The organism is Rhizobium sp. Root482 (assembly GCF_001426565.1).
GTDB lineage: Bacteria > Pseudomonadota > Alphaproteobacteria > Rhizobiales > Rhizobiaceae > Pararhizobium.
The window spans coordinates 84,602-101,928 of the sequence record NZ_LMFA01000001.1; the positions used below are offsets into that span (position 1 = coordinate 84,602).

General features: G+C 58.8%; 6 protein-coding genes, 1 tRNA gene and 1 pseudogene. 2 read left to right on the forward strand and 6 right to left on the reverse strand.

Features of this window, described 5'->3' with window-relative positions; genetic code table 11:
* Window positions 1-169: 169 nt before the first annotated feature.
* The 5 genes and pseudogenes from ASD31_RS00335 to ASD31_RS25080 all read right to left on the reverse strand — a co-directional run bounded on the left by ASD31_RS00335 (window position 170) and on the right by ASD31_RS25080 (window position 4,371).
* Window positions 170-1,284, reverse strand: a pseudogene (locus ASD31_RS00335) (polysaccharide biosynthesis/export family protein).
* A gap of 272 nt (window positions 1,285-1,556) precedes the next feature.
* Window positions 1,557-1,632: transfer RNA gene (locus ASD31_RS25685), tRNA-Thr, on the reverse strand.
* Between the two features lie 399 nt (window positions 1,633-2,031).
* A complete protein-coding gene (locus tag ASD31_RS00340; RefSeq protein WP_056328043.1) occupies window positions 2,032-2,340 on the reverse strand; it encodes a hypothetical protein in 309 nt (102 codons plus the stop codon).
* Window positions 2,341-2,868: 528 nt separating this feature from the next.
* Entirely contained in the window at window positions 2,869-3,477 is a 609-nt protein-coding gene (locus tag ASD31_RS00345) for a J domain-containing protein (RefSeq protein ID WP_056328044.1), read from the reverse strand.
* A gap of 465 nt (window positions 3,478-3,942) precedes the next feature.
* Complete coding sequence (locus ASD31_RS25080; RefSeq protein ID WP_082520347.1) at window positions 3,943-4,371, reverse strand: MucR family transcriptional regulator; 429 nt, start codon at window positions 4,369-4,371, stop codon at window positions 3,943-3,945.
* A gap of 834 nt (window positions 4,372-5,205) precedes the next feature.
* Between ASD31_RS25080 and ASD31_RS00350 the strand changes: the two genes are divergently transcribed.
* On the forward strand, window positions 5,206-5,874 hold the full coding sequence (locus ASD31_RS00350) for a LuxR C-terminal-related transcriptional regulator (RefSeq protein WP_056328045.1): 669 nt from the start codon (window positions 5,206-5,208) through the stop codon (window positions 5,872-5,874).
* Here ASD31_RS00350 and ASD31_RS00355 read toward each other — a convergent pair whose 3' ends face one another.
* Complete coding sequence (locus tag ASD31_RS00355) at window positions 5,875-7,302, reverse strand: sensor histidine kinase (RefSeq protein WP_056328047.1); 1,428 nt, start codon at window positions 7,300-7,302, stop codon at window positions 5,875-5,877.
* A gap of 234 nt (window positions 7,303-7,536) precedes the next feature.
* Between ASD31_RS00355 and ASD31_RS25690 the strand changes: the two genes are divergently transcribed.
* Window positions 7,537-17,307 carry a peroxidase family protein gene (locus ASD31_RS25690; RefSeq protein ID WP_056328049.1) on the forward strand — a complete coding sequence of 3,257 codons (9,771 nt, stop codon included), beginning with the start codon at window positions 7,537-7,539 and terminating at the stop codon, window positions 17,305-17,307.
* Window positions 17,308-17,327 lie beyond the last annotated feature (20 nt).

Below are 17,327 nucleotides of genomic sequence, written 5' to 3' on the forward strand. Positions count from 1 at the left end.
CGCCACAAACGGACCTACTGCTCTCAGCCCCAAGCCTACCATTCCGGCAAGCAAGCGATTGCCCAGATTGGAAAAGTAATGCCGTAGACTCAACGTACTGTCCGAAATACGTGGCGCCGGAGCACGGCACGCACCTAGGTTTCGAGAAAGGGAGAAACCGAAATTAATTTCAAAGGTTGTCCGCAAGACTGCTTGCTGAACCGGCAACGCCGATCGGCCGGGCAACGAGGTTCAGGAACTTGCTCATATCGACCGACGGGTGACGCGAGGCATAGATGACGTCTCGGCTCTTGATCGGGAAGGTCTGGCCGACGATGAGACTGTCGGGATGGCTCATATTGAGGCGATAGACGATCGGATAGCGGCCGACGCTGTCGGGCTGCATGCCCTTGCGCAGCATGGCGTCGAAGCGCTGCGGACCGAGCAGGCTCATGACGACATCGGGCTCCTCGTAGCGGAATACGAAATAGCCCCTGGCATCGATGGCATTGTCATCGCCGCCGCCTGCCAGTGCCACGGCCTCGAGCAGGTTGAGATCGTTTGCGCCGAACTCGACGCGCTTGTTGATCTTGGTCGAGCCGAGAACCGTGAAGGTGCGCGGATCGCGGGTGGCGAAAATCTGGTCGCCCGGCTGGACGCGGACATTTTCCGATGGATTTTCGATGATCGATTTCAGGAGCGCCGTGCCGGTCTTTTTGCCGCGCACCAGCGTCACATAGGTCTCGTAGGGCTGTGCGGTGGGGCCGCCCGCCTTGGCGATGACCTCGTTGATGGTTTCGCTGACAAGGCTAAGCGGCACGACCGACGAGCGACCAACAGCGCCCGAAACGGTCACATTGCGCGATGCCGTGCTCGTGCTGGTGACGATCACGTCCGGCTCAATGGCCCTATTGACCAGGTCATCAAGGATGGTTTGGCGCGCCTGCTCCAGCGTCTTGCCCGCGAACTGGACCGGCCCGACATAAGGGATCGAGGCCTGGCCGTTCGGCTGGACCACGAGGTCGAGGCTGGTCTGCTTGGAATCCGTGGTCGAAAATAGTCCATTGCTACCGGCTTCGAAAATGGTCACCTTCAACTGGTCGCCGACGCCGATAACGACGCGGCCGACGCCGCCGCCGATACCGAAACGGCGATTGAGCGCGGTCGCGACATAGTCGGAAACCAGGCGCGCCGAGCGGGCAGGCCCGCATCGCCCATGATATCGGAAGAAAGCGGGCCTTCACCCGGAACGGCCTGACATCCCGCCAGAACGGCGCATATCAGGATTGCATTCAAACGGCTCAATTAAAGCACTCCGAAATCGACGCCGTAGCGGCTTGCAACACCTGCAACGGCGCTCGCATTCCAGGAACGGAATTCGGACCGCCCCTTGAGAAGCACAGTCAGTGTCCCACAACAAGCCACCAAAGTGCACCTGTCCAAATAGACTATAGGGTATCATGTCTGGAAGATGGCATCGGCTGCACGATGTGCTGTATGCGGATCTGACCGAAGCCTCCTTGCCTTAACGGGCGAGGTGGCTTTCGTTGGGAAGCGGGGCGGGTCCGAGTATCCGGTGGTGCCCCTGCCGAGGAATTGAACCTTGATCTGCTACAAACCCGGTAGCTGCTTTGACGTTGAGCTACGAGGGGCTTGTGACGGCATTGTGACTGCGACACATTAAGGACAGGTTTGCATTCAGGCAGCCCGTTCTCTAGCCGGCTTGCACAAGGCTTCGAGGCGCGGCCTTCCGTAAAGCCTGCGACCAGATGATCGGCAGTTGGTTTCCGTCGCATCAAGAGCGCCGATCTCGCTCAGGCCGCTTTCCGGATCGGGATCGTCCTCATAGGCACGGGAGTGATTTCGGATCACAGCTGCCAGCGCCTTGAACGCCTGGCGCTTATCCAGCCGGCCGCGCCAATTCGGCCGACGAAATCGAGGACGGGGAAATCCAACACGTCCCGCAGGGCAACGTTGTAGGGAAGGTGATCGATCGGGTATCACCCCTTTGCCCCGGACGACATGGCCTTGGAGGGTCTTCCGCGAGCTTCGTCATTCGCCCCTCAAAACCTCGTCCTTCGCATCCAGCACGATCTTCAGCGTGCGGATCATATCTGCAGCCTCGAGGAATGCCGCTTTCACTTCGTCGTCCGATCGGCGCTCGATCGAGCCTGCCATGGTCACGAGGTCTATCACCGCATCTGTTGCGGACTTACTTGTCGGGAGGCCGACTTGTTCACGTGCGTCGCGGATCGTGGCAATCGCTCGACCGAGCATCCGGCGACGCTGGTAATTATCCAGCTTGCCGATCTCGTTTGCAGCCCGGATAAGCTCGGAGATGAAACTGGAAACGGAGGACATATGCAAATCTGTGTCCAACAGGCAGGTGAGTCAATCCGCGCGGGCAACGAAAAAGGCCGGGCGACATCCGCACCGACCTTCTTCACCATCTCTACAGACTGCCAGTCCATCCGTGGTCAGTCCGGAGACGACTCCCTGTGAGGTCGATATGGTTCGAGACAATCCTTTTTCAAGTCCGCCGATCTCAAGGCCGCCAAATTCACGTCGGCCAGCCCAACAGGCCTGGAATCGGCCCGATCGCGGCCATCACCGTGAACCCGATGTTGATAAATACTGCCGGCGGTTGGCAGGAGCACAAAAGGCCGGCTAAGGCCGCTCAGTATCCACCCGGTCGCGAATACACGCTTCGCCCACCGCATCTGTTGCCGGCTGCATCGCGCTGCCCGTCGTACCGACAATTTCCGCGATCACACTTTGGATAGCTCGGGGACGCCGCACTCACTATTTGAGCGCTCGTTCGAAAATCTCGAAGCAGCGACAAGTAGCCGGCGATCGATGGCACTCTGGACCTGCCGCGGCTGACCGCCGTTAGCAAAAGCCGTTGAGTTTGAGAATTTTATAGGCATCGATCGACGCTTGGAGCTGGTCTTCGGAGTTTCGGTCGCCTTGATTTGCGTCTGGATGGTGCATCTTGAGCCGCTGCTTGTAGCGGATTTTAATCTCCTCCGGCGTGGCTTCCGGCGAAAGACCGAGCGCCTCGAACGCCCTGGCCTCCATCACCTTCAGCTTACGCGCTTGAAAAGCAATGCGTGCGACTTGGCGTTGAGCAGCGCTTCTACGTGCGTTCGTCGCCTTTGCCGACCCCGAGCGGGCCGTGGAGGGAAGCGGTATCTCCCAGGTCTGATCAACAATTGTCCCCCAAGTCGGTCGAAGGCCGCTTGCCGCTTCCCTTTGATACTGCGCTGTTGCAGGGGCAGACAGATTGGGACTGAAATTGTAGCCCTTGATATATTCCTGTGCATGCTTGGGGCAGAATAATAGATAGAGACCTTCAGCCTCGCGTCCGACAGGCGCGCGCTGAGTACCAGGCTTTTCACAATCGGCCCATTGGCATTCTGGACAGTCCGTATCTGGGAGCGGAGCCTGCTTTTTGCGCGTCGGCCGAAGGCCAACAAAAATTTTTGTATCTGACGTCATCGGGTCTTATATGGCAGTCCCGCTCCAGCCCTGCAAGGCATTGCAGATCCTGCCGCGGCAGCCCTCGACAAATATCGGAAGCAATCGCAACGCGGCCATCCCCGCGGACCCTTATGATCTATTTGAAACGGCGGCATTGTGAAATGTCTAGAGCAAAGCGACAGCGGTCGCTATCTGAGGGACCTGTTCGGCCGTGTCTCTGTAGCTGTAAAACGCGCAGTTGAAGTCTATGCTCAAGCGGTCGAACGCGAAAATCCGTTGCACCCTTTCGATCAGATCGTCTGGATGCAGCTCAAGGAACGTCTCCAATAGGAGTTCGTTGCTGCTGGTGAAAAGCCATGCAGGAAGCGGTGGCCGGCTTGTCCGAGGCAACAAAAGCCTGGAAACCTGCCGCGTCCTATCGGCACATTGCCCATTCATTCTCAAAGACAGGTAAGATCGGCGGTTGCAATATCAGACCGGCATCTAACTCGATCTCTTCAGCCCAAGACCAAGACTGCGGGCCAAATCTGACCGCTTTTTCGCGTAGGCTGGAGACACCATTGGATAGTCATCTGGCAATCCCCATTTTGCTCGATATTGATCAGGAGACATGCCGTATTTCGCCCCAAGGTGGCGTTTTAACGATCTATACGGCTGCCCGTCCTCGAGGCAGATGATAAATTCGTCAGTGATTGACTTTCGGACGGGAACAGCGGGTTTCTGTTTTTCACTGATGGGCTCTTGAGCAGGAACAGGACCGGGTTGCTTTGTGTCCCGAAGTGCGTTGTACACGCCTGAGATCAAATCTCCGAGGCCAGCTGTTGGCACGACATGCTTTTGAACATATGCGGCCACGATATTAGCAGTCAGCGACACGAGCGGATCTTGCGGACGATCTTCATTGGAATACATGTTCTCTGTCCTTTAGCTGACGTCATTTCTCGGTCCGAGACGTACGCATTTTGTCGGATCAATCAATCTGTCAGATTTCACAGTGTGCTGTTAAATAATGGTTAACCACCTGAGGGGGCGGGCTTGTTTTCGCCGGTACGCTGAACGATCGTGTGCGTGTCAAACCGGTTAATAAACCAGCATTCGTCGAGGTCGCGAATATATGCATTGGGACAGGTTCTTGATGGCAATAGTCAATGCCCGAAATCACACACGATTTGTACAAAGTCGAACCAGTGGCTTTCACCACTCAGGATCAAGTGAGAGCAGCGATAAGCGACCGACTAACGTTGCGTGCAACGTGCTGCGGATAGGCGCTGTCCGGATGTCTTTGCCAACATCTTACACTAGAGGCAAACGATCCGCGAACTGATGAAAAAACGTTCAAGTCCGCAGTTCATACAGTCTACGATATCGAGGGCCGTGAACACTACGAAAACAGACGAATTTCACCATCTCGTTCGCGGCGCTGCGTTACGCTGGGCACGATGCCGCAATGCGTTTCATCATCGCTTTTCGCTGAACTGGCCCCCCCGGTACGATGAGTTGGAGGTGGGACACCACCGTCGCTCCTCGGTGTGAGGTTGCCGATGGGACCGGTCGGCATGGAGGTCAAGCGCGGCCGTCGCAACATACGGATGCTGTCTTGCAGTACCTCATCCTCGCGGGCACGACGCGTTTAGTAAACAGAATCTGGAATCTAGCCGCTAAGTTAACCACTGGTAAAAAACCCCATTGCGGATGTTGCTAAGTAAGCATATGTTAATACTACGCAACAGGGGAGGGGTGCGTAATATGGTTTCTGTAGCATTTGTTGATGACCACCCGTTTTTGTTGGAAGGCGTGCAATCTATTTTTAGCCGTCGGACGGGCTTTGTTGTCGTGGGCACGGGGTCGTGCTGCGAGGATGCCGTCCATATTGCTCGCGATCTCAAGCCTGAGGTAATGGTTCTGGATCTAAACATGGATGGCGACGTATTCGTTTGCATCCTCGATATCAGGACCGCAAGCCCAAGCATCAAGATAATCGCATTCACTGCCTCTGCAAATGTTAATCACGCGGTTAAAGCGCTGGAGGCGGGCGCGAGTGGGTATGTGCTGAAGGGTGGGCCGCTAGCGAGCCTTGCTGAAGCTATCGACACTGTCGTCCATGGCGGAACCTATATCACCCAAGGTTTCGCGACAAAGCTGATTACCGCGATGAAGCAGTCCAAGTCAGGCGAGGATCTCAGATTAAGCAACCGCGAGTCCCAGATAATGCGGCTGGTCCTCGAAGGAAGGACCAACAAGGAGATCGGGCTGCAGCTCAATATTACAGAAAAGACTGTAAAGTATTATATGACGATCATAATGCAGAAGTTGAACGTTAAGAACCGGGTGGGCGTTGCGATGGCTGCCCGTTGTCTCGTTGACGGGGAGAGTAGCGCGTCGACCGCTGCTCAGGACGGCGGCTGGCTCAATTGATTATTGATGAGGCGTCGTTTTCTCGCTGCGCTGAGACCGCCAAGGGATCGTAATTTTGACCCGTGTTCCATGCAAAGCATGGGGTTCGATCGACATCGTGCCATTGAAGGCGGCGACGCGGTTGCGGATACCGCGCTGACCTAGCCGCGTGCCCTCTTTTGAACTCCTGCCCGATTTTGCGGGACTTCCATCGTCGCAGATCTCCAGCTTGAGCACACCTCCAGCAGAGTACGCTGTGACGCGCTGCCCGTGGCCGCCGGCGTGCTTGAAAGAATTCGACAAGGATTCCTGGACAACCCGGTAAACGCAGGTTTTCAACGGATCGGGCACGTTTTTCGGGATTTTTTCATATTCAAAATGGACCTGGGTGCCGGTCAGGTGCTCATGCCGCACAACTGCCAGTTTCATTGTCTCGAAAAGAGACAAGGCTCCGAGTTCGGGAAGCACAAGACCCACAGAGAGATCTCTCAGTTCATCGATGATCGAAGACAGCTTATCCCCAAGCTCGCGAAATTCGTCCTGCGCACTGCCCGCATGTTTTCCACCGTCGAGAAGATTCTGCGTGATCTCGTCCAGTCTTAGGCGGATCAGCGTGAGAAACTGGATGGGCCCGTCATGAAGATCCATGCCGATGCGCCCCAGTAGCTCCTCATTCGCCTCATTCGCCTCCAGTCGGCTGCGATCGGCTGCAAGCCGCAAGACATGATTCTGCTTAGCCATTTCCTCCGCCTCCTGCACTTTTGTACTGAGGGCGGACTGTTGTTCCTGTAGGAGCCAGCTTGCTCTGCGAACGATGACGTAGAGCACGACGATCATCAAAACAGTGGTCAGACAGACGACGATCCAGGTTAGGAGGACACCTTCGCGCAGGCGCTCAGCAAGGACGGAAGCATTCTGATAAATCTCCCCTACGGCAATGACCTGGGCGGTTCCGGCGCGAAATAAAGGAGCGTACACTTCGACGAGAGGCAAATCGAGGGTTTGTTCGTACTGGCTTTCGCGGCTGACCAGGTCCTTGAATTCGGTGACCAGATCACCCCTCCATGCCTTCTGCACATCGGTTGAGACGTGTACGTGGCCGACTGTGTGTTTGGCCTTGCTGCTATAGATTATCTTGGCGTTGATGCTGCCGTCGGTGAGCCAAAGCTTCGCCGAAACAATTCTCTCCCCAAGAACCCGATCGGAAAACAGGCTGTCCAGGGCTTCAACATCGTCTGGATGCAGGCTCCCTTCGGAATCGATGCGCTGAACGTATCGCTCCACCATGGCGCGGATAAATGCGGCGTCATCTGCTCCAGACGTCGCCAACACGCTTTCCTTGACTTGGTGACTGACCCACGTGCCGAGCACCGTCATCGAGAGGCAAAGAACGAGCACCGACGCAATCAGGAACTGGGTGGAGAGCGATATTCTGTCGTGCCAGCGCATGCCTTGCCTTTCACTGAAACACCCGACCTTGGTCTGGTGAGGGCTGGACCTTTGATAGCAATATTCGCCCGACCTTACGTAGATCCGCAAGGGCCCTGGGACGGATAACGTGAAAGATAAGTCCCGGAAGGACGGCGGTCGATTGAACCGTATTGTTCGCCATCACTCCGGTGCGGAATTTCGACCCTGAAAAGGGCCTCGTAACCCTTTAGCGCACTTCCACGGGAGGAAGACATGGCTGTCAAGCTGAACGTACACGACCTCGAGTTCATCCTAAAGCAAATCAAGATTGCCGAGGCACATGCCAGCGGCATCCCGTTGAACGAAATCCGCGTCGATGAAAACGGCGTCTATGGCACCGAGGGCATGTTGGCGATCAGCCAGCCGCACCTGCCTTACGGCCTGCGCACCGTCGATGGAAGTTACAACAATATCATCCCCGGCCGGGAGCTTTGGGGCGCCGCCGACCAGACCATGCCCCGCATGTTCGACCCGCATTGGCGAAACGAAACCGACGACGACACTTTCGATCCTGACGGACCGACGCAGCCGGCTCCAACCCTCACCGACGGAAACTACAATAGTGGCGGTGAAACAACTGGAACGGGCGGCAGCGTCGTCGATGCTGACCCCCGTACCATCTCGAACCTGATCGTTGACCAGAGCCCCAACAATCCGGCGGCGCTGATTGCTGCGCTCCGGCATGCCGGCCATGAAGGCGATTTGAACGCGAAAATGGCGTCCGTAACGGAGCCGTTCTCGCTGCTCCATGCTGCCAAGGTGGCTCACGCAAGGGCGGACAGCTGGCAAAAAACGGCCGACGATCTCTTGGCGGCTGCCTCGACCGTTCCGCCGCCGGCCAATGCCGCCATGCTCCTCGGTATGCGGATGGGAATCATTGCTCCCGGTGGAACTCTGGCGCTCGCGCAGACAGCAGCGGTGGAGGCAACCGCTCAGGCCGATGCCTATTCCCTTCCCAACGTCGATCATGACGGAGACCCGGCTACGCCGACGGTTACAATTACCGGTGCGCAGAACGTTCTGAACCATGTCGCCACCGACCTCGGCATCGAGTTCGAGGCTGACGGCACATCCCTGACCATTCCCAACGTTGCGCCCGATGAGGGTCTGTCTGCACCGTTCAACGGCTGGATGACCTTTTTCGGCCAGTTCTTCGACCATGGACTGGACCTGATCTCGAAGGGCGGCGACGGCACCATCTATGTGCCACTGGATCCGGACGACCCGCTCTATGTACCGGGCGGCTTCACCAACTTCATGGTGTTGACGCGCGCCACGCAATTTGACGTGGGTCCCGGCGCCGACGGCGTCATGGGAGACGATCCGGCCACCGCCGGAGTGAACGAGGGCGCCGACGACGTCCGCCAGGCCATCAACACCACGACTCCGTTCATCGACCAGAACCAGACCTACACCTCGCATCCCTCCCATCAGGTATTCCTGCGCGAATACCGCCTTGATGCGAATGGCATTCCGGTCGCGACCGGCAATTTGCTCGACGGCGCCAATGGCGGGCTACCGACCTGGAAGGACGTCAAGGACCAGGCAAAGGAAATGCTTGGCATCGAACTTACTGACCGGGATGTGTTCAACATCCCGCTGGTGCGCACCGATCTCTACGGCCGGTTCATTCCGGCCGAGAACGGCTTCGCCCAGGTGATCCTCAACGTCGGGTACGACGGAATCCCCAACACCGAGGACGACATCACCACGAGCGGCACGCCTACCGATCCCGTCAAGCTGAACCCAGGAGACGGCGGCGCGGAACCGGTCCGCACCTCGCACTCGTTCCTCGACGACATCGCCCACAATGCTGTGCCGGTGCTCGACACGACAGGCCTCCTGATCACGGACGGCACCAACGTCCCCGGCACCGATCCTGCCGGCAATGCCGTCCAGTTCAACCCGCTGACGGGCCGCAATACCGAATACGACAACGAACTTCTGGACGCCCATTTCATCACTGGCGACGGACGCGGCAACGAAAATATCGGCCTCACCGCCGTTCATCACGTCTTCCATTCCGAGCACAATCGCCAGGTGGCGGTGACGCAGCTGGAAATCCTGAAATCGCAAGACCTTGCCTTCATCAACGAATGGCTGCTGACCGACCTGACGCAGGCGCAGGTGGACGCCATTCCCTCTGAGGGCGTGGCTCTGGCGGACTATGCAAAGACGCTGAACTGGGACGGCGAACGCATGTTCCAGACGGCGCGCTTTGCCACGGAAATGCAGTACCAGCACCTCGTCTTCGAGGAATTCGGCCGCAAGGTCCAGCCACTGATCGATGTCTTCGTCTTCAATACGCAGACCGACATCGATCCGGCGATCTTCGCCGAGTTCGCCCATGTGGTTTACCGCTTCGGCCACTCCATGCTGACCGAAGAAATATCGCGCTTGTTCCTTGATGCGGCCGGAAATCCGATCGTCTACGACGAGAATGGCGTTGCCAGCTCCGCGGTCGGCGATCTGGGGGAATGGTCACAGGATATCGGCCTGATCGACGCCTTCCTCAATCCGGTCGCGTTTGACCAGGGCGGCACGATCACCCACGACCAGGCGGCAGGCGCCATCTTCCGTGGCATGTCATTGGTGCGTGGTAACGAAATCGACGAGTTCATCGTTGATGCGTTGCGCACCAACCTGCTCGGTCTGCCGCTTGACCTGGCCGCAATTAATATCGCCCGCGGCCGAGATACCGGCATGCCGACGCTGAACCAGGCGCGCGAGCAGCTTTACGCTGCGACCACCTCGACCTTCGTGAAACCCTATGAGAGCTGGTCCGAATTCGCGGCCAACCTCAAGAATCCCGCCTCCGTCATTAACTTTATCGCCGCATACGGCAAGCATCCGGCGCTTCTTCTGCTCGAAGACGCAACTCTTGAACAAAAGAGGGAGGCGGCCACGCTGCTCGTGCTTGGCGACGGGGGCGTTGCAGGTGATGTGACGATTAACGGCGTCCTCTACTCCGACCGCGTTGGGTTCCTGAACAGCACCGGCGCTTGGACCGGTCAGAGCAGCGGTCTCAACGACATTGATCTGTGGATCGGCGGCCTGGCCGAGAAGAAGATGCCATTCGGTGGCATGCTCGGCTCGACCTTCAACGCCGTATTCGAGGCGCAGATGGAGATGCTGCAGGATCAGGATCGCTTCTACTACCTGACCCGCACCCAGGGCCTTAACCTTCTCAATGAACTCGAAAACAACGCTTTCTCGAAGATGATCGCGGTCAATTCCGATATGGTCGCTCCCGGGCCCGACGGTATTCGCGGGACTGAAGATGACATAGAGAGCCCATATCGAACCGGCGTGGATTCCTTCGCCAGGCACGACTACGTGCTCAATGTCGATCTTGCCAAGCAGATCGAGGTAGACCCGGAGCATGACGACGAGCACCTCAATGCCATCGGCATGACGAAGGTCCAGCGTGACAACCTGCTGACTGATGGGCCGGATGCAAACTACCTCCGCTTCATTGGTGGCGAGCATGTCGTCATAGCCGGCTCCGAAGGCGCCGATACGATCATCTCCGATTATGGAGACGATGCGATCTGGGGCGGCGGCGGCAATGACCGGATCGAGGGCGGCGCGGGCGTCGACCTGATCATTGGTGGCGCTGGCAATGACATCATCACCGACTCCGGCGACACCGGTGACTTCATCAAGGGCGAAGATGGCGACGACGTAATCGCCAATTCCAACGGCCTCGACATTCTGATGGGCGGCGATGGCAAGGACGTATTCTTCCTCGGCGTGGACGCCACCGAGGTCTTCGCCGGCGAAGGTGACGATTTTATCCTTGGCGGCGCCGATCACGACTTCCTGCTCGGCAACGAGGGCAGCGACTGGATGGAGGGCGGCGATGGCTTCGACGTGCTCAACGGCGACAATTCCGAGCTGTTCTTCAACTCGACCATCCTCGGTCATGACGTAATGTTCGCCGGCGAGAACGAGAACGACTTCGACGCCGAGTCCGGCGACGACATCATGGTTCAGGGCGAAAGCGTCATGCGCAATGAAGGCATGTTCGGCTTCGACTGGGCGATCCACAAGGGTAATCGCATTAACGCCGATTCGGACATGCGCATCCCGATCTTCACGACCGTCGCTGATGACATTCTGCGCGACCGCTTCGACCAGACTGAGGCTCTGTCGGGGTGGAAGCACAACGACGTGTTGCGCGGCGACGACCGTGGCAGCATGGAGGAGATCGAGACAGAACTCGACATGACCAACCACGAGCTCAGCTGGGCCGGCGTTGATCGCATCGACGGCCTTGAGGAACTGCTGGGCGGACTGCTTTCACCCCGTCCCACCGACCCGGATGTCGATCTCGAGAAGGCTGTCGCCTTCAAATCAGGCAATGTTCTCATCGGCGGCGATGGCAACGACACCTTCGAGGGCCGCGGCGGCGACGACTTCATCCACGGCGACGCCTGGCTGAACGTGCGCATTCGCATCACCGGAGCCGGTCAGGATAACACCGACGCGAATGAGATCGCGACGGTCGATACGCTGAAACACGTTTTTGCCGCTGGCGAACTCGATAGTGGTGGGCAACCGATCCCTCCGGCCTGGGCCGGCAAGTCGCTCTACACACTGATGCTGGAGCGGACGATCGTGCCGAACCAGATGCACATCGTGCGTGAGATCAAATACGACGAGGACACTAGCGACAATGTCGATACAGCCATCTTCGCGGGCAACAGGGACTGGTATGAGATCACCGAGTTCGAGGACGGCAAGGTCCGCGTCGCGCGCCGTGAAATGGAGGAGGTCGATCCCCAGATCGATGAAGGGGTCGACACCCTTGTCGGCATTGAACGCATCCAGTTCTCCGACCAGACCGTGGTGCTGCAGCAGTCCGGCAATTACGAACCGGTCGGCCGCCTGGTCATCAATGGCCTGCCCGCCAAGGAAGGTGAAACGCTCACTGTGTCGGCAGCGGGCGTTTACGACGCCAACAATCCGGGTGTCGCAGGCAGCGGCAATGTCGGCTACCTCAACTATCGCTGGCAGATCGAGCGAAACGATGGCACCGGCGACTATATCAACATTCCAGGATCGTTCGGTACGACGTTCACGCCTGGTGATGAGCATACCGGCCTGCGCATCCGCGTCATCGGCACCTATGTCGATCAGGGCGGCGTCACCGAGACGGTCATGTCGCTTTCAACCGACGTGGTTGTCGGCATCAATGACGAGCCGGTAGGGCCGCTGCTGATCAGCGACATGTCGCCGACAGAGGGCCAGACCCTCACCATGACGGTGGCCTTCAACGACGCTGACGGTATCACCGATGCCTTCGAGGAAGGCCTGATCGCCTACCAGTGGCAGTGGTCCAACTCGCCGTCCGGCCCATGGGCCAATGTCGCCGGGGCGACCGAACTGAACTGGACCGTTCCCAGCGGGGGAAGCGGCAGCAATGATTTCGGCGGACGCTATATCCGTGCCCAAGTCATCTATACGGACGATCTGGCCAATGAACATACCGTTTATTCGGCGGTGACCGAGGTAGTCGGCGAACTGATTAACGGCAGCGGTGGCAGCAACAACCCACTGAACGGCAGCATTGGCGGCGACACGATCAACGGCAATGATGGCAATGATGTGCTAAACGGTCTCCTTGGCAATGACGTTTTGAATGGTGGCGACGACAACGATACGCTGAATGGCGGAGACGGCCATGACACGCTCGACGGCCAGGGTGAGGACGACAATGTCAATGGCGGCGCAGGTGACGATACGATCACCTATCGCAACGGCGACGACGACGACAATATCGACGGCGGCGCCGACACCGATACCGTGCGTGTGCTCGGAGACGATGGCAACACGCCTGATTCGATCAACGTCACTTATAACGGGACAAGCATCACCCGCGTCGAATTTTCGACGAACGACGATGCCGACATGGCCAATGTCGAACACGTTGATCTGGACCTTGGCAATGGCACCGACACACTGAGCTATGCGGCGACGACAACACCAGTCGAAGTCGATCTGCTCACCGGTGCGGCCACCGGTTTCAGCTACATCCGCAACGTCGAGAACGTCACCGGCGGCTCGGGCAACGACACGATCCGGGGTGACAACCTCGCTAACGTGCTTAGCGGCGGCACTGCTGGCGCGGACATGATCCGAGGCGGCTTTGGCAACGACAGCATCAGCGGCGGAACCGGGAACGACACTCTTTACGGGGAGGCCGGCGATGACGTCATCGACGGAGGCACCGGCGACGATCGCATCGACGGCGGAAACGGCAACGACACTGCGAGCTATGCGGGTTCCACCGTCGCGGTAAACGTCAGCCTTGCCCAGACCGCGACCACCGTCGCTGCAGCGGCGCAGACCAATGCAGGCAAGGACCTCTTCGTCAGCATCGAGAACGTGATCGGCAGCAGCCAGGCCGACACCCTGACCGGCAATGCGGAAAACAACCGCATTGATGGCGGCGCGGGAACCGACGTGATGACAGGCGGTGCAGGCGACGACACCTATGTCATCGACGACGTGACGGGCACGGCGGTCCAACGTGACCAGGTGTTCGAAGCAGTCGGCGGTGGCAGCGATACCGTCGAGGGGGCGGTATCGATCGATTTGACCGCGACCGGATTGGCCGGCCAGGAACTTGAGAACATCGTCCTCACCGGCAACGGCAATACGTTCGCCACCGGCAACGCCCTCAACAACAAGCTGACGGGCAACGCCGGCAGCAACACCCTTAACGGCGGTGCCGGAGATGACACGGTCGTGCTTTCCGGAACGCATTTGGAAAACACGTTCGGGCGAAACGGCGCTGATACGCTGACAACCGTCACCCGCAGCGGCGGAGGGACCGACAGCTTGACGAGCATCGAGTTCGCCGAGATCGGCGGCGTCAGCTACAAGATCGTCGCCGGCACGAACGCCGATAACACTGGTCTGAACTCCACCGCCAACACCGGCAACGACCTGGTCCTCGGCTTCAATGGCAATGACGTCCTGAACGGCGGCGACGGCAACGATGTCCTCAAGGGCGGTGCTGGCAGCGACACTTTGAACGGCGGTTCTGGAAACGACATTCTAGACGGCGGAACCAGCAACGGAGCCTCGGGCACCTTCGAGGACAACTTCAATGGCAATTCGGCGTCCTACTCGGGCAATGACGGATCACTTGTTTTCGAGGGAGCCTGGTCTGAGACGAACGATTCGAATGGAGCAAGCGGCGGCGACATTCTGGTCGCGGGCAACAACAACTCCCGGCGGCTTCAATTCGCTTCGACTATCGATGGCGGTGAAAGCATCCAGCGAAGCCTTGACCTGGCTGGGTTCACGACCGCAACCGTATCCTTCGACTTCGAAGATGACAGTCTCGGAGCAGGCCAAAGCGTCACTGTCCAGGCTCGCAACGTGAATACCGGTGCTTGGGAGACACTTGTTGCCGGTTCCTTCGGCGGGATCCTCGGCAGCACCACGAACAACGGGAACGGCACTTTTACCGCCACGTTGACCGCCAACCAGATCGGCGCAAGCTCAGCCATCCGGTTCCTCACTTCAGGAGACGGGAACAACTGGGACACCGGAGACAACTTCTACATCGACAATTTCGAAGTATCTGCAGCTACATCGGGCGGGGATGCGATGACGGGCGGTGACGGCGACGACACCTACTACGTCGATGGCACCTCAGGGGCGAATATCGACCAGGTTGTTGAAGGGGCCGGCACCTCTTCCGGCTCAGACACGGTCATCCTGACAGCCACCTCGAGCTACACGCTGGCGGCCAACGTCGAAAACCTCGTTGCTACGAGCGGCGGCAATCGTACGCTGACCGGCAACGCCGGCAACAACGAGATCACCGGCGGCTCCGGCAACGACACGATCAACGGTGCTGGCGGGACCGATACCGCGATCTATGACCTGTCTGTGGCTGCCTACGCCCTGGGCATCAACGGCAGCGGTAATGTCACCGTCTCCGGTGGCGGGGCCGGCATCGACACCCTGGTCGGCGTCGAACGCATCCAGTTCGCCGACCGGAGCTACACGATCAACACCGGGACCTCCGGGGACGAGACCATCACCACCCCCGGAGCAGTCGGGCAGATCATCTTCGGCCTCGGTGGCAATGACGAGATCAGGGGCGGCGAAGGGGACGATATCATCATCGGCGGCGCCGGCGATGACTTCCTCTTCGGCAGCGACCTTCCCGAGGGCGACAACGCCACCACAGGCGCGACCGACAACGACACCTTTATCTGGAATGTCGGCGACGGAAGCGACGCGATCAACGGCGGCTTCGAAGGCGCCGGCGGCGATACGTTCATTGTCAACGGAAACGGCCAGAACGAAATCTATCGTATCTACACGGTCGAGGAGGCAATCGCCCGGATCGCCTACGAGGACGGCGATGTCGGGGGCGATTTCGAAGCCGAAATCGTGGTTACCCGCCAGGTCGGAGGTGTGGAAACGGTGATCGCTGCGATGACCGACATCGAGGAGATCATCCTCAACATCGACGACGGTGCCGGTGGGGACGATACGGTACAGATGTTCGGCGATTTCAGCCTGACCAGCCTGCGCCCCAACACGATCACGGTCATCGGCGGGTCCGGTGACGACACGGTGGACATCTCGTCGCTGCTTTCGGCGCACCGCATCCTCTTCAAGACCGGCGGTGGCAACGACGTCATTATCGGAACGCTGCGCCCACAGGATGTCATCGAACTGCCGGACGGCACCACGCTCGCCGACTACGAGGTGACGATTGATGAGCAGACCGGTCAGGTAAATCTTGTCGGCGACGCACATTCGATCAGCTTCACAGTGAGCGGGAGCATGCCTCAGTTCACGTCCGGTGATAATTCGACGCCGGAGGATGAAGATGATGACGATATGCCGCCAGTCGGTAGCGGAGACGATGATGACGAAGACAATGATGATGACGACACGCCTCCCGCCGGAGATGACGACGATGGGGATGAGGACGACGACGACGACGACACGCCACCAGTCGGCAATGGCGACGACGACGATGATGATCACGACGATTCCGATGACGATGATGACGACCACAGCATACCGGGTGGCAGCGACAACGGGTCGCCGACTGCACCACGGATGCTCATTGGCACTGCCGCAGCAGATGTCCTGGTAGGCGCTGCAGCCAACGATACTCTAATGGGTGGAGCTGGCGGGGACATGCTGGCAGGCGAGGATGGCGATGACATCCTGCGCGGCGAGGATGGCGACGACCTCATGACCGGCGGGCAGGGTGCCGACACGATGAATGGCGGTTTCGGACGCGACGAACTCCATGGCGGTGCGGATGGGGACATGCTGTTCGGCAATGGCGGCCGCGACATGATCTATGGCGACGGCGGAGATGACGTCATCGAAGCCGGTGCCAACCTCGACAAGGCCTGGGGTGGCGCGGGCAACGACACGATACTGGCCACCGACAACGATGGCAGCGATCAATACTGGGGCGACGAGGGCAGTGACACGCTCGACTACTCCGTCGTCACCGGTAACCTCAAAGTCGATCTCGGCAACGGCTTCATGGGTCGTGGCCAGATAACCGGCAGTGCTGGACCGGATGTATTCTACGGGTTCGAGAACTTCATCGGTGGCTCTGGCCATGATGTGATCACCGCAAGCAGTGCGGTTAATATCATGGACGGCGGACTGGGCAACGACACCTATCGCTTCCAGTCTGCAGCGGCAGCCGATGGAGATACGATCTACAGTTTCGCGCCAGGCGACAAGATCGACTTCTCGGCCATGGATGCCAAGACGACCACGGCGGGCACGCAGCCGTTCACCCTCAACGCCGGGTCGGCGCTGACGGCAGCAGGCCAGGTGGCCGTCAGCCATGACGTTCGCGACGGCGAAGAGGTTACTCTGGTCCGCGGCAATGTCGATGGTGATGCCGAGGCCGAGTTCGAACTGACGATCATGGGACGCCACAACCTCACGACCAACGACTTCAACGGGGTCTCCTGATCTCGAAGGATCGTGCTCCG